General features: G+C 73.2%; 20 protein-coding genes. 11 read left to right on the top strand and 9 right to left on the bottom strand.

What is annotated here, in order from left to right; translation table 11 throughout:
* Positions 1-6 precede the first annotated feature (6 nt).
* From ACODT5_RS18250 to ACODT5_RS18240, 3 genes are all read left to right on the top strand, one after another.
* Positions 7-978 carry an isopenicillin N synthase family dioxygenase gene (locus tag ACODT5_RS18250; protein WP_422520364.1) on the top strand — a complete coding sequence of 324 codons (972 nt, stop codon included), beginning with the start codon at positions 7-9 and terminating at the stop codon, positions 976-978.
* 71 nt (positions 979-1049) lie between these two features.
* On the top strand, positions 1050-1583 hold the full coding sequence (locus tag ACODT5_RS18245) for a GNAT family N-acetyltransferase (RefSeq protein ID WP_327256827.1): 534 nt from the start codon (positions 1050-1052) through the stop codon (positions 1581-1583).
* A 192-nt stretch (positions 1584-1775) separates the two neighbouring features.
* Entirely contained in the window at positions 1776-2933 is a 1158-nt protein-coding gene (locus ACODT5_RS18240) for a YncE family protein (RefSeq protein ID WP_422520363.1), read from the top strand.
* 66 nt (positions 2934-2999) lie between these two features.
* On the opposite strand, the gene ACODT5_RS18235 is transcribed toward ACODT5_RS18240, so the two are convergent.
* Both ACODT5_RS18235 and ACODT5_RS18230 read right to left on the bottom strand, forming a co-directional pair.
* Complete coding sequence (locus ACODT5_RS18235) at positions 3000-3749, bottom strand: HNH endonuclease family protein (protein ID WP_422520362.1); 750 nt, start codon at positions 3747-3749, stop codon at positions 3000-3002.
* 109 nt (positions 3750-3858) lie between these two features.
* Positions 3859-4395 carry an HAD domain-containing protein gene (locus ACODT5_RS18230; RefSeq protein WP_422520361.1) on the bottom strand — a complete coding sequence of 179 codons (537 nt, stop codon included), beginning with the start codon at positions 4393-4395 and terminating at the stop codon, positions 3859-3861.
* Positions 4396-4634: 239 nt separating this feature from the next.
* Here ACODT5_RS18230 and ACODT5_RS18225 point away from each other — a divergent pair, with 239 nt between their 5' ends.
* From ACODT5_RS18225 to ACODT5_RS18215, 3 genes are all read left to right on the top strand, one after another.
* The gene (locus ACODT5_RS18225; protein ID WP_422520360.1) at positions 4635-5996 is read left to right on the top strand and encodes an FAD-dependent oxidoreductase; all 1362 of its coding nucleotides are present in this window, start codon (positions 4635-4637) and stop codon (positions 5994-5996) included.
* Between the two features lie 150 nt (positions 5997-6146).
* Positions 6147-6938, top strand: coding sequence for a molybdopterin-dependent oxidoreductase (locus ACODT5_RS18220; protein WP_422520359.1), 792 nt, complete (start codon positions 6147-6149; stop codon positions 6936-6938).
* Entirely contained in the window at positions 6922-7665 is a 744-nt protein-coding gene (locus ACODT5_RS18215; RefSeq protein WP_422520358.1) for a cytochrome b/b6 domain-containing protein, read from the top strand. The genes ACODT5_RS18220 and ACODT5_RS18215 overlap by 17 nt, the downstream gene beginning before the upstream one ends.
* Here ACODT5_RS18215 and ACODT5_RS18210 read toward each other — a convergent pair.
* The gene (locus ACODT5_RS18210; protein WP_422520357.1) at positions 7628-8101 is read right to left on the bottom strand and encodes a MarR family winged helix-turn-helix transcriptional regulator; all 474 of its coding nucleotides are present in this window, start codon (positions 8099-8101) and stop codon (positions 7628-7630) included. The two genes, ACODT5_RS18215 and ACODT5_RS18210, sit on opposite strands and share 38 nt — an antisense overlap.
* A 127-nt stretch (positions 8102-8228) precedes the next feature.
* On the opposite strand from ACODT5_RS18210, the gene ACODT5_RS18205 reads away from it, so the two are divergent.
* Entirely contained in the window at positions 8229-8639 is a 411-nt protein-coding gene (locus tag ACODT5_RS18205) for an organic hydroperoxide resistance protein (protein WP_250741571.1), read from the top strand.
* Positions 8640-8700: 61 nt separating this feature from the next.
* Here ACODT5_RS18205 and alc read toward each other — a convergent pair whose 3' ends face one another.
* Entirely contained in the window at positions 8701-9837 is a 1137-nt protein-coding gene (gene alc, locus ACODT5_RS18200; protein ID WP_422520356.1) for an allantoicase, read from the bottom strand.
* 259 nt (positions 9838-10096) lie between these two features.
* Between alc and ACODT5_RS18195 the strand changes: the two genes are divergently transcribed.
* Together ACODT5_RS18195 and ACODT5_RS18190 are read left to right on the top strand one after the other, a co-directional pair.
* Positions 10097-11176 (top strand): hypothetical protein, encoded by a 1080-nt coding sequence (locus ACODT5_RS18195; protein WP_422520355.1) that lies wholly within the window; start codon positions 10097-10099, stop codon positions 11174-11176.
* Positions 11177-11226: 50 nt separating this feature from the next.
* Positions 11227-12966: an Ig-like domain-containing protein gene (locus ACODT5_RS18190; protein ID WP_422520354.1), complete on the top strand. Its 1740-nt coding sequence runs from the start codon at positions 11227-11229 to the stop codon at positions 12964-12966.
* An 82-nt stretch (positions 12967-13048) separates the two neighbouring features.
* Here ACODT5_RS18190 and ACODT5_RS18185 read toward each other — a convergent pair whose 3' ends face one another.
* Positions 13049-13813, bottom strand: a complete 765-nt coding sequence (locus ACODT5_RS18185; protein ID WP_422520353.1) for a dienelactone hydrolase family protein — start codon at positions 13811-13813, stop codon at positions 13049-13051.
* Between the two features lie 113 nt (positions 13814-13926).
* Between ACODT5_RS18185 and ACODT5_RS18180 the strand changes: the two genes are divergently transcribed.
* On the top strand, positions 13927-15120 hold the full coding sequence (locus tag ACODT5_RS18180) for a cytochrome P450 family protein (protein WP_422520352.1): 1194 nt from the start codon (positions 13927-13929) through the stop codon (positions 15118-15120).
* A gap of 18 nt (positions 15121-15138) precedes the next feature.
* On the opposite strand, the gene ACODT5_RS18175 is transcribed toward ACODT5_RS18180, so the two are convergent.
* Entirely contained in the window at positions 15139-15723 is a 585-nt protein-coding gene (locus ACODT5_RS18175; RefSeq protein WP_422520351.1) for a YdeI/OmpD-associated family protein, read from the bottom strand.
* 118 nt (positions 15724-15841) lie between these two features.
* Between ACODT5_RS18175 and ACODT5_RS18170 the strand changes: the two genes are divergently transcribed.
* Positions 15842-16192 carry a hypothetical protein gene (locus ACODT5_RS18170; protein WP_383940913.1) on the top strand — a complete coding sequence of 117 codons (351 nt, stop codon included), beginning with the start codon at positions 15842-15844 and terminating at the stop codon, positions 16190-16192.
* A gap of 52 nt (positions 16193-16244) precedes the next feature.
* On the opposite strand, the gene ACODT5_RS18165 is transcribed toward ACODT5_RS18170, so the two are convergent.
* From ACODT5_RS18165 to ACODT5_RS18155, 3 genes are all read right to left on the bottom strand, one after another.
* On the bottom strand, positions 16245-16430 hold the full coding sequence (locus tag ACODT5_RS18165) for a DUF6381 family protein (RefSeq protein ID WP_385374486.1): 186 nt from the start codon (positions 16428-16430) through the stop codon (positions 16245-16247).
* 185 nt (positions 16431-16615) lie between these two features.
* Positions 16616-17416: an NPP1 family protein gene (locus ACODT5_RS18160; RefSeq protein ID WP_422520350.1), complete on the bottom strand. Its 801-nt coding sequence runs from the start codon at positions 17414-17416 to the stop codon at positions 16616-16618.
* 116 nt (positions 17417-17532) lie between these two features.
* A complete protein-coding gene (locus ACODT5_RS18155) occupies positions 17533-18780 on the bottom strand; it encodes a serine hydrolase domain-containing protein (RefSeq protein ID WP_479685672.1) in 1248 nt (415 codons plus the stop codon).
* Between the last annotated feature and the right edge of the window lie 55 nt (positions 18781-18835).

Raw genomic sequence — 18835 nt, 5'->3', positions numbered from 1 at the left:
GTCCGCATGGTGAGTTCGCAGGTCCCCGTGATCGATCTCGGCCCGTGGCGCTCCGGCGGGCCCGAGGCCCGCCGGCAGGTCGCCTCCCGCGTCGACGAGGCGCTCCAGGCGGCCGGGTTCCTGCTGGTGACCGGGCACGGAGTGGACCCGGAGCTGCCGGGGCGGATCCGGGAGGCGGCGCGGACCTTCTTCCGGCTCCCGGCCGCCGCCAAGGCCCCGTACGCCGTGCCGGTCGGCGGACGCGGCTGGCTCGGCCCGGGCGCCGAGGCCAACAGCTACGCGGAGGGCGCGGCCTCCCCGCCCGACCTCAAGGAGTCCTGGTCCTTCGCGGCGGAGGAGCCGACCGGGATCGCCTCGGTGGACGCCGAGTGGTTCCGGCCGAACGCGTGGCCGGCCGAAGTGCCCGCGCTGCACGGGCCGGTGACGCAGTACCTGTCCGCGATGCGGGCCCTCTCCGACGAGCTGCTGGAGCTGCTGGCTGTCGCGCTCGGCCTGGAGGCGGACCACTTCACCCGGCACACCCACCACCCCACCTGGGGGTTCAACCTCAACTGGTACCCCGGCACCGAGATCCTCGGCCCGCCGCTGCCCGGCCAGTTCCGCATCGGCGCGCACACCGACTTCGGCACCGTCACCGTCCTCGACCGGCAGCAGGGCGCGGGCGGGCTCCAGATCCACACCGACGCCGAGGGCTGGCAGGACGCCCCGTACGATCCGGCCGCGCTCACCGTGAACATCGGAGACCTGATGGCGCGCTGGACGGGCGACCGCTGGAGGGCGGGCCGCCACCGGGTCCTGCCGCCGCCCGCCGACGTGCCCGCCGAGGAGCTGATCTCGCTGGTCTACTTCTACGAGTGCGATCCGCACACCCGCGTGGAATCGCTCCCGGCGCCGTTGGGCCGGATCGCGCACGAGCCCGTCGACTCGCACGTCCACCTGAGGGCGCAGCTCGACGCGATCACCGTCCCGGAGGGGTGAGCCGGAGGGGTGAGGGGGCCTCCGGGGGACCCGATTACCCGATGTCCGGCGCGTTCGGCAGGATGGGACTCATGACCGAGATCCGTACCCCCCGCCTCCTCCTCCGCCGCTGGTCCGAGGACGACCTCGTCCCCCTGTCGGAGATCAACGCCGACCCCGAGGTGATGCGCTGGATCGGCGACGGCGAGACCCTCGACCTGGAGGAGACCGCCGAGACCATCGAGCGGTGGGAGGACGAGTGGGACGAGGAGGGCTTCGGGATCTTCGCCGTGGAGCTGCTGGCCTCCGGTGAGCTGATCGGAGCCGTGGGGCTCTCCATGCCGTGGTGGCTGCCCGAGGTGCTGCCGGCGGCCGAGATCACCTGGCGGCTCGGCCGCTCCTACTGGGGACAGGGCTACGGCTCCGAGGCCGCGCACGCCACCCTGGAGTTCGCCCTCCAGGAGCGGGGCCTCGACCGGGTCGTCGCCATCAACCGGGCGGGCAACGACGAGTCCGAGAACGTGATCCGCAAGCTGGGGATGACCGCCGAGAAGGACATCAACCACCCGGAGACCCACGCGCTCCTCAACCTCCACGGCATCGACCTGACGGAGTACGAGGGCTGAGCCACCCCGGTCGGTCACCCCTGCCCGGCGCAGCCCCGCAGCCCCGCCTCCCCGCCTCCCCGCATCGACCGATCGGCCGACCCCGCTGTCGGCCGCCGGGGCGAACGGCCGGGCGGCCCGGCGGGGCGAGGATGGGTACGGGGGAGCGGGCGCACCACCGGCCCCGCCCCCGAACCGAGAGGGGCCACACCCATGCCGCAGCACGACCGCCCGCACCCGCGCCGCCGCGTACGGGGAACCCGTACCGCCCTGGCGGCCCTCGCCGGAGCCCTGCTGCTCGGGGCCTGCTCCACGCCCGCCGCACCGCGGGCCGCCGCCCCCGCGGCCTCCCCGCTCCCGACGGCCGCGACCACCCCGGGCGGCACCCTCCTGGTCGCCGACTTCGGGGCCGACACCGTCACCTTCGTGGATCCGGAGCGCGGCGCGGTCGGGTCGGCGGCGGTCGGCAGGGCGCCGTACGGCCTGGTGGTCGGCGCGGACGGCCGGGCCTGGGTGGCCACGGCCGAGGGGGTCGCCGTCGTGGACACGCGGACGCGGACCCGGCTGGCCCTGATCCCGTACCGCACCACCGGCACCGGTCCCGTGACCGACGGCGAGTACCGGGGAGGCGGCATGGGCATCGCGCTCTCGCCCGACGGCGCGCACGCGTACGTCGGGGTCAACGTGCCCGGGACCACCGGCGTCCTGGAGATCATCGACACGGCGAAGAGCGAGGTCACGGCGGTGGTCCCGGTGGGCCGACGGCCCTTCGACGTGGACGTCTCGCGCGACGGCTCGGAGGTGTACGTCACCGGCCACGACTCCTTCGACGTCACCGTGGTGCCCGTGCGGCAGGGGCTGCCCGAAGGATCGGTGCGGCCGCGCCGCATCGAGGTCGCCCCGTACGGGACGGAGGGCGGCCTCGCCTCCTGGCTGAAACCGCACTACGCGGTCGTACGGCCGGCGGACGGGATGCTGCTGCTCCCCTTCGAGGGCGAGCGGCTCGCGGTGGTGGATCCGAAGACGGGCCGCACCACGGTGGAGGAGATGACCGCCGACACCCATCAGCACGGGGCCGCGGTCACGGCGGACGGCCGGCTGCTGGTGGTCGGGACGGGGGCGGTGGAACCGGGCAAGGGCAAGGGGCCCTCCCTCACGGTCCGTTCCCCGGACGGCTCGGAGCGGGTGTACCCGCTGGACGGGCCGCACGAGGACGTGGCCGTCTCCCGGGACGGGCGGACGGCCTACGTGACCGGGGGCTACACCCGCGACGGCTACTGGAACGGCATCACGGTCGTGGACCTCGACAGCGGCAACAGCCGTCGGCTCGCGGCGGGATCGCGTCCCCTGGGCATCGCCGTCCTGGGGTGAGGGGCCACGGGGTGAACGGCCCTGGGGTGAACGGCCCCGGGGCGTACGGTCCCGGGGTGAGCGGCGTCAGGCCGCGCAGGTGTCCAGCATGGTGGCGAGCATCTTCTTCTCGGGCTCGGTGACGGTCAGGCCGTACACGGACTTGACGGTGGTCCAGGCCCGCCCGTACTGGCACCAGGACGCCTTCGACGGCGGCTGCCACTGGTCGGGACTCTGGTCGCCCTTCGAACGGTTCGAGGAGGCCGTCACCGCCAGGAGTTGAGGGCGGGTCAGATCGTTCGCGAAGGCCTTGCGCTTCGCGGCGTCCCAGCCGGCCGCGCCGGAACGCCAGCCTTCGGCGAGGGGCACCATGTGGTCGATGTCGATCTTCGAAGCCTCGGTGACGACCACCTCGTCGTACAGGCTCTTCCACGTCCCGGACACGGCCTTGCACTGGGAGTCCCGGGTGACGTTCGCGCCGTCCCGCTGGAGGACGACCTCGCGGGTGTCGCACTTCTCGCCCTGCTCCGCCCAGTGCGTGAACTTGTCCCGGCTGTAGCCGGACATGGTTCCCGGCGGCGCCACCTTCAGCGCGGCCAGCTGGGTGCGGGCCACGGAGGCGCCGACCATGCCGGGGAGCACGTCGCCGGAGGGGGGCTTCCCGTCGGCGGGAGCGGCGGGAGTCGGGGAGGCGGCGGGGGCGGACGTGGCGCCGCCCGGCTTCGGGTCGTCGCCGGGATCCGCCCCGGCACCGCCGCCCGCCCCGGAACAGCCGGCGGCGGTCAGCAGCAGCACGGCCGCCAGTACCGCACCGGGCACACGCATCTGACGTCCCATGACCCCACCCCGAACCCCGCCGCCCACTGTGTCCCGGGAAGAGTACCCATGCCGGACGGGGCCCGAAGCCGGGCTCGTTGGCCCGGCGGGCGGCGAACGCCCGCCGGACTCAGGCGCCGTGGGCGCGCAGCCACGCCTCCAGGGCGGCGAAGTCGGCGTTCCCGAGGCCGATTCGGGGGTCGACCCGGTGGAGGAGGGCCGGGCCGGGGTGGTGGGCGGACACCCACCGGCGGTCCGCGTCGCCGATCTCGTCGTCGACCCACACGAAAGCCCGGCCCGCCGCCCGCGCCACGAGGCCGGCGGTCTTCCAGTGCGTCCCGCCCGGGCCGTCCGCGTCGGCGGGCTCGGGCCACTCCACCACCGGCAGGTCCGCCAGCCCGAGCCGCGGGCCGAGACACAGGTTCGCGTCCTCGCCCCAGGTCGTGGCCCACACCAGCTCGCACGGCAGCGCGGCGAGCCGGGGGCCCAGCGCCGGATCGACCCGGGAGAGGAGGGGATGGCCGCCCGACGCGTCGGCCGCGCCCGGAGCCTCGTAGACCGGGTGCCCGTGCGGGGAGCCGAACGGGATCAGCGGGCCGTCGACATCGAGGAAGAGGAGGGGGCGGCGGGCGCGCGAGGTCTCGGGCCGGGCGGGGGTGGTGTCCATGCGGCCCATGGGTATCACGGGGTGCCGGCCGTTTCCCGCCGTCCCCCCGCGCCGTCCCCCCGCCCTCCCTCCGCCGCCTCCGGGGCGCCGACCGGGCGCCGTCGATGCCCCAAGCATGGCTTAGGGAGGCCATAAGCGAGGGTTATAGGGGCATAACCCAGGGGCGGGTGCCGGGTTAGGCTGCCCTTAGCTTAGGGTTCCCTTGATCGAGTCTTTCGTCGTTCGAAGGGAACCCAGCCATGCCTCGCCCCCTGCGGGTAGCAATCGTCGGTGCCGGCCCCGCCGGCATCTACGCCGCCGACGCCCTGCTGAAGTCCGAGGCGGCCGTCCAGCCGGGTGTGTCCATCGACATCTTCGAGCGGATGCCGGCCCCCTTCGGCCTGATCCGCTACGGCGTCGCTCCCGACCACCCCCGCATCAAGGGCATCATCACCGCCCTGCACCAGGTGCTCGACAAGCCGCAGGTCCGCCTCTTCGGCAACGTCGACTACCCGAACGACATCAGCCTGGACGAGCTGCGCTCCTTCTACGACGCCGTGATCTTCTCCACCGGCGCCACCGCGGACCGCACGCTCACCATCCCCGGCGTCGACCTCGACGGCTCCTACGGCGCCGCCGACTTCGTCTCCTGGTACGACGGCCACCCCGACGTGCCGCGCACCTGGCCGCTGGAGGCCGAGAAGGTCGCCGTCCTCGGCGTCGGCAACGTGGCCCTCGACGTGGCCCGGATCCTCGCCAAGACCGCCGACGAGCTGCTGCCGACGGAGATCCCGGCGAACGTCTACGACGGCCTCAAGGCCAACAAGGCCCTCGAGGTCCACGTCTTCGGACGCCGTGGCCCCGCGCAGGCCAAGTTCAGCCCGATGGAGCTGCGCGAGCTGGACCACTCGCCCAACATCGAGGTCATCGTCAACCCCGAGGACATCGACTACGACGAGGGTTCGATCACCACCCGCCGCTCCAACAAGCAGGCGGACATGGTCGCCAAGACCCTGGAGAACTGGGCGATCCGCGACATAGGCGAGCGCCCGCACAAGCTCTTCCTGCACTTCTTCGAGTCGCCCACCGAGATCCTCGGCGAGGACGGCCAGGTCGTCGGGCTGCGCACCGAGCGCACCGAGCTCGACGGCACCGGCAACGTCAAGGGCACCGGCACCTTCACCGACTGGGACGTCCAGTCCGTCTACCGCGCCGTCGGCTACCTCTCCGACGAGCTGCCCAAGCTGCCGTGGGACGTCGACTCCGGCACGGTTCCGGACGAGGGCGGCCGCGTCATCGAAGCCGGCGCGCACCTGGCGTCCACGTACGTCACCGGCTGGATCCGCCGCGGTCCCATCGGCCTGATCGGCCACACCAAGGGCGACGCGAACGAGACGGTCGCGAACCTGCTCGCCGACCACGCGGACGGCCGCCTGCTGACGCCGGCCGCTCCCGAGCCGGAGGCGGTGGAGACCTTCCTCGCGCAGAAGGAGGTCCGCTTCACGACGTGGGAGGGCTGGTACAAGCTCGACGCCGCCGAGAAGGCGCTGGGCGAGCCGCAGGGCCGCGAGCGCGTGAAGCTCGTCGAGCGCGAGGACATGCTCAAGGCGAGCGGGGCGTAGTCAGGTCCCCGTGGTACGGCCGGTCCCGCCCAGCGCGGGACCGGCCGTACGGCTGTGTGGGCTTGTCGGCTTGCGGGTGCGCCTTACGGAAGTCTGACGGGCGGGTGCGGACCCTGGCCGCCGGGGTGCCGCAGGTGGTCGAATCGGCACGTGAGCAGAGCAGATCAGCAACCCGGCCCTGACCCCGACCCCGGCCCCGACCCCGAACCCGACCCCGCTTACGACCCTGACCCCGACGGCCGCGGTGCCCCCGTGGGCCGGCGGCTGGTCCTCGGCACGGTGGGGCTCGGCGCCCTCGGCCTGGTCCTCGCGCCGAGGCTCCAGTCCGGGCTCGACGCCGTACTGGGCGCGGCCGCCGACAAGGACCCCACCGGGCTCACCGGACTGCTGCCGGGCGGCGGCGGGTTCCGGTACTACTCGGTCGCGTCCTCGGTGCCCCGACGCGGCCCGGCCGACTACCGGCTGACCGTCGACGGCCTGGTCGAGCGCCCGGCCACGTACACGCTCGACGCGCTGCGGGCCCTGCCGCAGACCCGGATCGTCCGCGACGTCCAGTGCGTGACGGGCTGGCGGGTCCCCGCGACCCCCTTCGAAGGCGTCCCGCTCTTCCGGCTCCTGGACGCCGCCGGGGTCCGCCCCGAGGCCCGAGCGATCCGCTTCACCTGCTTCGACGGCACCTACACCGAGAGCCTCACGCTCCCGCAGGCCCGCCGCGAGGACGTCATGGTCGCGCTGAACATGCAGGACAAGCCCCTCAGCCACGCCCACGGCGGTCCGGCCCGCCTCTACGCGGCTCCCATGTACTTCTACAAGTCGGCGAAATGGCTGTCGGGCATCACCCTCACCCGGGATGTGCAGCCCGGCTACTGGGAGGAACTCGGCTACGACGTCGACGCCTGGGTCGGCAAGTCGAACGGACGCGACGATGCCCCGACCGTCTGAACTCCCGGCCGGACCGCCGGCCTCCGGCGTTGACGGCGTGGACGACGCGGCCGGACGACCCGCCCGCGTGGGCCGCTTCAGCCGCGCCGAACGGCTGGTCCACCTGGCCACCGCCACCCTGACCGGGGTGTGCCTGGCGAGCGCCGCCTGCCTCTACCTGCCGCTCCTCGCCGAACTCGTAGGCCGCCGCCACCTCGTGGTCACCGTCCACGAGTGGTCCGGACTGCTGATCCCGGCCCCCGTCCTGCTGGGGCTCGGCTCCCGGGCCTTCCGCGGGGACCTGCGCCGGCTGAACCGCTTCGGGCCGCACGACCGCACCTGGCTGCGCTCCGCGCTGCGCCGCGGCCACCGGCCGGGCGCGCGCCCGGCGGGCAAGTTCAACGCCGGGCAGAAGCTCTACGCGAGCTGGAGCGCCGGGGCGGCCCTCGTGATGCTCGGCACCGGTCTGCTGATGTGGTTCACCGGGCTGGCGCCGCTGCCCTGGCGGACCGCGGCCACCTTCGTCCACGACTGGCTGGCCATCGCGCTGACCGTGGCCGTCGTGGGCCACGTCATGATGGCCGTCCGCGACCCGGAGGCCCGGCGCGGCATGCGCACGGGCTCGGTGGCCGCCGACTGGGCGCGGCGCGAACACCCGCTGTGGCGGCCCTACGGGACCTCGGCCGGGCGGTCGGAAAGCCCTGCTCCGGCTACTCCGGCGGAACGGCCGCGTCCAGGGCGGCGGTGAGCCGCCGCAGGCGGTCCTGCAGCTCCTTGATCTCGCCGAGCTCGAAGCCGGTCGCGACCGCGATGCGCCGGGGCACCTCGACGGCCCGGGCGCGCAGGGCCGTACCGGCCTCGGTGGGCCGTACGTGCACGGACCGTTCGTCGGCGGCGCTGCGCTCGCGCGCGAGCAGGCCGGCCGCTTCCAGCCGCTTGAGGAGGGGGGAGAGCGTGCCCGAGTCGAGGCGCAGGTGCTGCCCGAGCTGTTTGACCGGCATCTCTCCGTGCTCCCACAGCACCAGCATCACCAGGTACTGGGGGTAGGTCAGCCCGAGGTCCTTCAGGACGACGCGGTAGAGCCCGCCGAAGGCGCGGTTCGCCGCGCCGAGCGCGAAGCAGATCTGGCCGTCGAGGCGCAGGAAGTCCTGGTCGGGGAGGGCGTCGGTCGGTTGCTCGGTCATGGGGGAAAGTGTACCCGGGGCCCCGTGTCGGCAACTGAATTGTGCACAACTTAATTGTGTGCCATATTGATGGGGCGCGGTCGTCACTCGACGGCCCCGCCTCCGCCCCGTGAGAGGAACCCCCGAGATGGACGCGATCTACACCGCTGTCGCCACCGCCAACGGCCGCGAAGGCCGCGCCGTCAGCTCCGACGGTCAGATCGACCTGGCGCTGGCCATGCCGCCGGCCCTCGGTGGCAGCGGCCTGGGCACCAACCCCGAGCAGCTCTTCGCCGCCGGGTACGCCGCCTGCTTCGCCAGTGCGCTCGGGCTCGTCGGCCGCCAGGCCAAGGTCGACACCAGCGAGATCTCGGTGACCTCGGAGGTCTCCATCGGCAAGGACGGCGCGGGCTTCGGGCTGGCCGTCGTCCTGCGCGTGGAACTCCCCGAAGCCCTGATGGGCGAGACCGGCACGCTGCTGGTCAAGCAGGCGCACGAGGTCTGCCCCTACTCCCGCGCCACGCGCGGCAACATCCCCGTCGAGCTCGTCGTCGAGTAGTCCCGGGTCATGGCCCCGGGCCACAGTCCGGGGCGAGCCGCCGGGGCGGCCGTCCTCCCCGTCAGAGCGCCGCGTCCGCCGCACGCGCCGCGCGGGCGGTGAGGGCGGCCGCTCCGGCGTCGGTGAGCCGGCCGTGCAGGCGCAGGCGGGCGAATCCGCCGTCGGGGTACACGTCGATCCGGGCGTGCGTGGCCAGGACCGGCGCGGCGAGCGGCAGCCGGTGCGGGCTGTCGGGCTCCAGCCGGGTGCGCGGGAGGACCTGCGTCCACGCGCCGTCCGCACCGTCCTTGACGGACAGCGACACCCAACCGGCCGCGTTCCCCTTCAAGTTCGCGGTGTCCACCTCCACCGCGCGGATCTCGCACTGCCCGGCCAGCCGGTACGCGATCCAGTCGTTCCCCTTGTCGCGGCGCCGACGCGTCTCCCAGCCGTCGTCCTGCTTCTGCGACAGCCCCGGCATGATCGTGTTCCCGGGGGAGGAGTAGAAGCCGTCCGAGGCCTCCTCCACGACCCCGCCGTTGACCACGCAGGCCACGTCCACCGCGCCGAGCAGGGCCAGCCACCGCGGATCGGGCAGCACCTCGCCGTGCACCCGCAGACGCGCGATGCCGCCGTCGGGGTGCTGGTTGATCCGCAGGTGCGTCCAGCGGCGCCCGGAGCCGACCGCGAACCCGTTCGCGGCATGGCCGCGCACCGGAGTGCGGGGCACGATCTCCTCCCAGGCATCCGTCCGTTCGAGGAGTTCGGCGGTCGAGGGCGTCCCTTCGAAGGCGGCCGCCCACACGCTGACCTGCTGCGGATGGTTGCCGCGGAAGTGCGCGGTGTCGACGACGATCCCGCGGATGATGCCGGGGGAGCCCAGGCGGATCAGCGCCCAGTCGTGATCGGAGTCCGTCGGGAACGGCTCGTCCGCGCCCGCCCCGCGCCGCCGCCGGGTCTCCCAGCCATCCATCACCTTGCCCTTGTTGGCGTAGTGGTGCACGTCGAAGACGGCCGGGGTGCGCAGCAGGAGGTTCTCCCGCTCGGCGAAGAACTCGTCGTTGGCGGCGACGACCCCCGCGCCGAGCCGGCGGTCCGCGAGGTCCGTCAGGTGGGAGAACTCGAAGGTGGCGCCCCGGTAGTCGGCGTACGGGTCGCCCGACACGTAGGGGGCGGCGGCGAAGTCGTCGTTCGGGGAGGCGGTGGTCGGGAACTGCATGTGCGGAAGCCTGCTTTCCGTTGAGGAGAAGGGAGTTGGGGGTTTTGGTGATGACTCGACTCTCGCCCACCGGGATTGGTCAGGTCCATCGATTGTTTTTGACTATTCCTTTCAGGAGAGCTGAAAGATGCAGGCTGCGAGGCCTGGCCGGAGCTAAGCCCTTATCTGCTAGGTGAGACAGCTGGATCTCGCTGTAGATGAGCGCCAAAAGGACTGTTATAGTCCGCATGCGCGACTCTGGATGAGGGAGAAACCAAACATGCCAAAGACAGTTCTGCGACGCGCCGTCGCAGGAAAGTCACTGGTCATCGGCACCCTTCTGGCCCTTCTGGTGCCGGGATCGGCCTACGCCAACACCGTCGGTGTGACGGTGAAGACTCCGGGGGCCACCTCCGGACCCGCGGCGACCTTCGCGGAGATCTCCACCCACGCGGACTGCTCCTCCGGGCTCATATCCGGTGGCGGGATCAACCAGGCCATCGGCACCGGGACTTCGTCCAACGGCAACAAGGTCAACGGCACCTCGCCCAGCCCCGACGGCAGCACCGAGTACACCGGCTCCACCGGCGTGGTCGCCACCGACGTGACGCACTGGCTCGGCATCGGCGGCAGCGGGGGCGCGGTCAACGCCTCGTTCTCCAGCACCCCTTACGCCATGTGCTTCACCAGCAACCTGATCAACCACACCCAGGTGGTGATGAACAAGGTCGCCGGACCCACCGCGTCCTCCACGGTGGGCCTCGTCACCGCCACCTGCCCGGCCAACACCCGGCTGCTCGGCGGCGGCGCCCGGATCACCCCCGCCGATGTCGGCAGCCTCAAGCCGATCGCGTCCTTCCCCACCTTCAACGACGCCGGGCACGCCTACGGCCAGAAGGCGGCGGCCGACGGCGAGACGAACCCCGACTCCTGGACCGCCGTCGGCTGGAACGGCGGTGGCGGCGGCACGGGCAACACGACGTACGCCTACGCGATCTGCAGCGGCAACAACATCGATGTCAGCGGCGCCACGGTCAAGGTGCGCCACAGCGAGGTCAGCGGCCCGACCGCGGCCACGTCGGGCCAGACCGCGACGGTCGGCTGCGGCGGCAACGACGGCAAGCTGGTCAGCGGCGGCGCGGCCATCAGCGGCGGCAGCGTGACGACCACCGCCTTCACGGGACCCGGCTCCCCGGGCGACCACCTGAACGGCAGCTTCCCCAGCGACTCCGGCGGCACCCCGGTCGGTGACGGGGCCACCACGGCCTCCTACTGGACCGCCTACACCCACACCGGCGGCGGCAGCTCACCCAGCACCTACACCGACGCCTGGGCACTGTGCGCCGACGACGGCGTCTGAGCGTCATGAGGGACCCCCGCCCCGTCACCTCCACCACACCGATCAGGACCATGACCCGAATCAGACCCCGCTCCCTGCCCGCCTCCCGGACCGCGCTCGTCCTCGGAGCGGGCGCACTCCTCGCCGCCCTGGTGGCACCCCTCACCGCGGCCGCCGACCCGGCGGAGGCGTCGGCCTGCGGCCCGGCGGGCGTCTTCACCAGCTCGCCGCCCACCTGTACGTACGCCACCGCGGGCACGGACGTCTTTACCGTGCCCGCCGGGGTGAGCGTCCTCACCGTCGACCTCTACGGAGCCGAAGGCGGCAGCGCGGCCGGCTACGTCACCCCGAACCCCCCGAACGAGGGCGCACCCGGCGGCCTCGGCGGCCTGACCCGCGCGAACCTGGCCGTCACCCCCGGCCAGACCATCCAGCTCACCCGGGGCGGCGTCGGCAGCTCCGGCACCTCCCGGCGCGGCGAGTACGCCCGGCCCGGCGGCTTCGGCCACGGCACCGGCGGCGGCGGCGCCCACGGCGGGGGCGGCTCCGGCGGCGGCGCCTCCGACCTGCGCACCGGGGCCTTCGGCCCGGCCGACCGGATCCTGGTGGCCGGCGGCGGCGGCGGCGCCGGCAACGGCGGCCCGCTGCTGCGCGGCGGCCACGGCGGCGGGCCCGCCGGGGAGAACGGCGGCGAGGGCGGCGGCCCCGAGGGGTCCGGCGCCGGGGGCACCGGCGGAACCCAGACCCAGCACGGCACCGGCACCCGCACGAACCCGATCGGTGCAGGGGGAGGCAACGGGAGCGACATCGACCAGTACACCGGCTTGCCCAACCCCGGCTCCGGTGGCACCGGGGGCAACGGCGGCCGCGGCGGCAACGGCGGCGGAGGCGGTGGCGGCGGCTGGCGCGGCGGTGGTGGCGGCTCCGGCGGCGGCAACCCCGGCAACCTCTACGGAGCGGGCGGCGGTGGCGGCAGCGGTTACGCGGCTCCGGCCGAGGCCGGTGTCTCCGAGGCCCTCCTGGAGTCGGGTGTCCAGCACGGCGACGGCAAGGCCGTCGTCTCCTTCCGCTACGGCACCTCGACCACCCTCACCACGGACACCGCCACTCCGCTGTTCGGGCACGCCGTCGCCCTGACCGCGACCGTGACGGGCTCCGAACACCCGGCGGCCGTCCCGGGCGGCAGCGTCACCTTCTCCGAGGGGACCACCCCGCTCGCCACCGTCGCACTCGACGGGGGACGGGCGCACTTCACCACGAGCGCCCTGCGCCCCGGCACCCACCGGATCAGCGCCACGTACACCCCGGACGCCGACCACACGGGCAGCTCCACCGGTGAACCGACTGACATCACCGTCGGATTCAGCCGGCCCTGCATCACGACCGACCACCACGGGCCGCTGACCGTGGCGGCCGGGGAATCGGTCTGCATCGCCTCCGGCGGAAGCCAGAGCGGCCCGCTCACCGTCCGGCCCGGCGGCGCGCTCTCCGTATCGGACGGCCGCGTCACCGGTCCGTTCTCCGCCGACGGTGCGCTCGCCGTGTCCCTCTGCGGATCCACGCTGACCGGCCCGGTCGGCGTACGCGGCACCAGTGGTTCCGTGGTGATCGGATTCGCCGAGGAGGCGGGCGCGGCACCGGTCTGCGCCGGCAGCGCGTTCACCGGTCCGGTCACCCTGGAAGCCAACACCGGAGGCGTCGAGTTCGCGGGCGGCCGGGTCCTCGGACCGCTGCGGTGCGAGGCCAACGAACCGGCGCCGCACGTCACCGCGACCACCGTCGTAGGACCCCGGTCCGGCCAGTGCCGGTGACCGCGGGTCCCTAGCCCCGTAACCCCGTAACCCCGTAACCCCGTAGCACCGCGGGCCCGGCAGGACGCCGGGCCCGCGGCGCTCAGAACGTCCGGTCCAGCAGCGCGAACAGTGCGGACCAGTGCCGCTCGTCCGAGGCCGCGTCGTAGGAACTCGTGTCGGCCAGGGTGTAGCCGTGCGCCGCACCCTCGTAGACCTCGGCCCGGTGGCGGACGCCCGCCGACGAGAGGGCCTTCTCCAGCCGGTCGATCTCCTCGGCCGACAGCGTCGGGTCCTGGTCCGCGTGGCCGAAGTACAGCTCGGCGGTGACCCGGTCCGCCACCAGGTGCGGGCTGTCCGCCGCGTCCGTGGCCAGGAACCCGCCGTGGAAACCGGCCGCGGCAGCCACCCGCTGCGGGTACGTCCCCGCCGTGAGCAGGGCCAGCCGGGCGCCCAGGCAGTACCCCGTGATCGCCACCGGCCCGGCGGCGACCTCCGGGAGGCCCGTGAGCCGCTCCAGATAGGCCTCGGCGTCGCGCATCGACAGCTCGGCGGTCAGCGATTCGAGGACCGGGCCGACCCGTTCGAAGAGCTCCGGCTGCCTGCCGAAGTCCACGAACTCCGGAAGCTCGAACACCGGTGCGCGCCCGTGGCGGTAGAAGAGGTTGGGCATCAGGACGACGTAGCCGGCCGCCGCGATCCGGTCCGCCACCGACTTGATGTGCGGGCGGATCCCCAGGGCGTTCACGTACAGCAGCACCCCGGGGTACGTGCCCGCGCCGTCGGGCCGGGCCAGATAGGCATCGGCGGTGCCGTCCCGAGTGACCACGTCCACCGTCGTCCGGACTACCTCGCATGCGGTCGTCATGGCCGTCCCCCTCTTTCGTATGGAAGGCCGCAGACTACCGTGATCGGGCTCTTGCCCCGGAGTGTCCGGAAACCGCCCTCACCCGTCCCCAACTGGGGGCGTACCGTGGTCCGATGCCAGTAGTGGACATCAGTGCCAGCGCGGAAGAGTTCGATGCCGACCCGTACGCGTTCTACGAGAGGATGCGCGCGGCGGGGCCCGTCCACCGGATCCTCCTCACCGCGGACGAGGCCGAGCCGAGCTGGATGATCGTCGGGCACGAGGAAGCGCGCCGCGCCCTCAACCACCCGGCCCTGTCCAAGGACTGGCGCGCCTCGGGCCAGTTCCCGGACGCCCAGGGCGGCGCGATGAGCTCCAACATGCTGGAATCCGACCCTCCGCACCACACCCGGCTGCGGCGCCTGGTCGCACGGGAGTTCACCGCACGCCGGATGGAGGGCATGCGCACGCGCGTCCAGCAGATCACCGACGAGCTGCTCGACGCGATGGCCGCCCGGCCGGAGCGCGGCGGCGACCTGATCGACTCACTGGCCTTCCCGCTCCCGATGACCGTCATCTGCGAGCTGCTCGGCGTCCCCAACCTGGACCGGGCCCGGTTCCGGTACTGGTCCAACGAGATCGTCACCCCCACCTCGGCAGCCTCGAACGCCGACGCGTACCGGGAGCTGGGGATCTACCTCACCGAGCTCATCGAGGCCAAGGTCAAGGAGCCCGGCGAGGACCTGCTCAGCGCGCTGATCCGGACCAGCGACGAGGACGGCGACTCCCTGTCCCGCGACGAAGTCATCGGCATGGCCTTCCTCCTGCTGGTCGCGGGCCACGAGACCACCGTCAACCTCATCTCCAACGGCGTACGGGCCCTGCTCGCCCACCCGGAACAACTGGCCCCACTGCGCGGGGACTTCGACGGCCTCCTCGACGGGGCGGTCGAGGAGATGCTCCGCTACGACGGCCCCGTGCAGCACACCACGTTCCGCTACGCGCGCGAGTCCCTGGACGTGGGCGGCGCCACGATCCCGGCCGGGGCCACCGTGCTCGTCTCCCTGTCCGGCGCCGACCGCGACCCCGCCCGCTTCGCGGACCCCGCCGTGTTCGACATCGGCCGCGCCCCGCAGGGCCACCTGGCCTTCGGCCACGGGATCCACTTCTGCATCGGCGCCCCGCTGGCGCGCATGGAGGGCCGCATCGCGATCCGCTCCCTGCTCGAACGCTTCCCCGGCCTGGCCGAGGACCCGGAGGCGGGCCCGCGGGCCTGGCTGACGGGCAGCCTGATGCACGGCGTGAGCCGCCTCCCGCTCCGCTGGTAGCGCCGGCGGGCCGGGAACTCAGCCGGCGGCGCCCCGCGCCAGGAGGCGTACGGCCTGCTCCAGACGGGCCCGCCTGGTCTCCGGGGTGAGGGCCTGGAGGAGGGGCAGGGCGACGAGGTAGCGCCCGGTCCGGTCCAGGGCCTCGAAGGCCGCCCGCGCCGCCGGGTTCTCCGCCAGGGCCGCCGTGAGATCGGGCGGCACCTCCGCCGTCCGCTGGGAGGCGTAGGCCCCCGCCCAGCGGCCGTCCTCCTGCGCCTTGCGCACCTCGGCGAGGCCCGGCTCGCGCATCCGGCCCAGGGCCGTCAGCTCGGTCACCTTGTCGACATTGACCTGCGACCACAGGCTCCGGGGCCTGCGGGGCACGTACTTCTGCAGGTAGTGGCGCTCGTCCAGGGACCGGCGCTGCCCGGAGATCCAGCCGTAGCACAGCCCGATGTCGACCAGCTCGTCCGCGGTGACCGAAGCGATCCCGGAGGCCTTCTTCGCCAGCTTGACCCACACGCCCTCGTGCCGGGCGTGGTGCCCGGCCAGCCAGTCCTCGAAGGCCCGGCCATCGGCGAACGCGATGACCGCGACGCCGCCCAGCTCGTCCAGCTCGTCCATACGGGCCAGGCTAGTGCCCGCACCCCGGAGCGGAGCGGGTGCCCGGCTGCGGGATAATGATCGCCGGTGCGGGCCCGGTTCGCGCCGGACAGCGCAGCGACCCGAGATGGAGCCCCCGATGGACGTACGCCACTTCGAGCGGATCACCGCCTTCATCGAGGCGCGGCTCACCCCGCTCTTCGCCGAGGAGACGGGCAGCGAGAACGGCTTCGGGATGGACGACACCTCCCGCGCCCTGCGCGCGCTGCGCAACGCCGCCCTGGAGGCCTCGGTGGCCAAGGGGCTCATCGCGCAGCGGGAGACGGCCGAGCCGACCGTCCGCCGGGTCATCGACCAGGCGGTGGAGCACCACTGGGACGTGCTGCGCGGCATCGCCCGCCAGTGGGAGGACCACGCCGACTTCGTCCGCGAGTTCAAGCGCCACGCGTGGGAGCTCGACGAGGCCCCCGCGGCGGCCGTGGCCCCGTAGCCCGGGAGCCCAGTGGTCCCGTAGACCGGCCGCCGGACGCGGTCGGGCGGGGCTACCGCAGGTCCATGCCCGGGTCGTCGATGACGCGCTCCTGCTCGCTCTGCTCGCGCAGGCGGCGGGCCTTGTCCCGCAGCCGGCGGCTCTCGTCGGGGTCGGACGAGCGGGTGGCCGCATCGTCCAGCTCCTGCGCCTTGTCGCGCAGCTGCCGGGACCGGCCGTGGGATTCGCCTGCACTCATGATCACTCCTGGGCGCTGTGGGGGGACGCCGGGCGGCTTTCAGCGAACCAGCAGCACACCCGGAGCGCATCTCGAACCGCCGCCCCGGTGACGCACGGTCACCGAGGCGGCGGTGCGGACGGGTGAACGCGAGGTGCGCGCGGCCGTGACCGGCGCCGCCGTGACGCCGGCGGCCGCCCCTGCCGTCACGCGTTCGGGTCGAAGGGGATCCCGGCCGGTTTGGCCTTGGCCAGGTGGCCGTTGAACTGGCCGTCCTTGATCCCGAGCAGGGCGCTGCCGAAATCGGCCTGGCTCAGCTTGTCGCGCAGCCCCGCGGGGTAGCCGTTCCAGCCGACCAGCGTGGGGTACTGCCAGGTCCCCTTGTGGTTCTCCGGCGGCTCGTCGTTGGAGTTCGCGGCCCGGAAGCAGTGCGTGCTCCAGCCGTCCTTGTGGTAGACGATCTTCGGGTGGGTGCCGTCGAACCGGACCTGCGAGGCGGCGTGCACCTTGAAGTTCCCGTGCTCCGACGTGGAGACGTAGCCGACCTGGTTGTTCTGGACCCACACCACGACGTGCTCCCAGTCGTGCCGGTGCCCGGCGCTGCCGGGGCCGAGCGAGACCTGGTCCTTCTCGAAGTAGAGCGCGTACATGACGGCGCACCAGCCGTTGTTGCACTTGGCGCGGGAGTAGCCGTTGGTGTTGTTCAGGTCGGAGAGGTCGCGGCACTGGCCGTTGACGTCGCCCCCCATCTTCAGGCCCCCGTTGATGGTGCCGTCCGGACCGATGGCGGGGCTGGAGTAGCAGCCGTCGCGGTCGTAGTCGTAGGCCGGCTGGAACGTCTGCTCCAGCCCGTCCGCATTGGCGGGCAGGGCCGGGGGCGGAGCCGCGTACGCGACCCCCGGTACGGCGAGGACCAGTGTCACGGCCCCCGCCGTGGCGGCGAGCATCCTGCGGGCCCGGCGGCCCGGCCCCCTGCGGGAACGCTTCACGGACGGTGCGTCGGGCATCGAGTCCTCCTCATCGGTCACACGGACAACATCCGTGTGGGAATGCGGAGTTCAGCTTTCCCGGCTCCCGCCCCCAGGCCAAGGGGCGGGAGCCTCCCGGTGTCCGGGAATCGCCGTCAGCGGTTCTCGGGGAGGTCCGCCTCGGCCGCGGCCGGGGCGAATGCGAAACCGCGCGCGGTGGCCGGTCCGGCGACCGCGGCGGAGGCCGGCGCCTTGCCGCAGAAGGCGGCCTCCAGCGTGCCGCCGAGGGCGGTGTTGGCCTGGCCCCGGTTGGAGGTGTTCGCCATGGCGGAGAGGGAGCGCTTGCCGTCCCGGGTGGTGAACGCGTAGGTGTAGAAGCCCTGCACCGTGCCCGTGTGCCCGTAGACCTGCGCACCGCACGAGAGGTCATAGCGGCGCAGGCCCAGCCCGTAGAACCGGGTGTTCGTGGCGTCGGTCGGGGTCACGGTGAGCATGGCGTCCAGCGTGCCGGGGCGCAGCAGCTTCCCGCCGAGCAGGGAGGACATGAAGGTGCTGAGGTCGGCCGCGCTGGAGATCATCGCGCCCGCGGACTGGGCCCAGGAGACGGTCTGTTCGGTGGAGTCGACCAGCGGGGCGCCGGCCTCGTCCGGGTGCAGGTAGCCGTTGGCGTGCAGACCCTTGATGGCCGTGCCGGGGTGGACGTAGGAGGTGTTCTTCAGCTTGAGGGGCTTGATGATGCGCCGCTCGTACTCCTTGGCCGCCGGCTTTCCGGTGGCCTTCTCGATGAGCATCCCCACCACGACGAAGTTGGTGTTCGAGTACTTGTACGCCACCCCGGGCTCGGTGGTCCTCGGCTCGGCGAGCGAGAGGCCGACGAGCTCCTGGTAGGTGAACACCTTGTTCCGGACGGCCTCGAAGCCGGGCACGGTGTGCTCGAACATCGCGTTCGTGTAGTCCGCCAGGCCGCTCCGGTGGGTGAGCAGGTGGCGCACCGTGATCCGGTCGTCGGACAGCAGGCCCGGAAGGTAGGCGTTGACCGGCCGGTCCAGCTCGATCCGTCCCTCGTCGGCCAGTTGGAGGAGGACGACCGAGGAGAACGTCTTGGTGACGCTGCCGATGCGGAAGCGGGCCCGCGTGTCCATCGCCGCGCCCGTGCTCCGGTCCCGTACGCCCTCCACCCGGGAGCGGACACCGTCCGGACCGGTGAAGCGGGCCATCGCGCCGGGAGCTCCGGCCGCCGTCGTGTTGCGCAACGCCTGCGTCAGGGCCTCGAGGTCGGGCGCGGCGGCGGCCGGCTGGACGGGGGCCTGGGCGGCGGAGCCGGGCGCGGTCGCCGCGTGGGCGGCGGTGGCGGGCAGCGTGCCGCCGGCCACGACGGCGAGCAGGGCGGCGCCGACGGCCAGGCGCCGTGAGCGGGGGAGCGCCGGCAGGAAGGACCGGGAGGACGAGGACGGCAGG

Origin of the sequence: Streptomyces tatrensis, assembly GCF_049310065.1 — a bacterium.
Classification (GTDB): Bacteria; Actinomycetota; Actinomycetes; order Streptomycetales; family Streptomycetaceae; genus Streptomyces.
The sequence above is the reverse complement of the archived record's forward strand: the minus strand, read 5'-3'. Positions and strand labels throughout refer to the sequence as shown.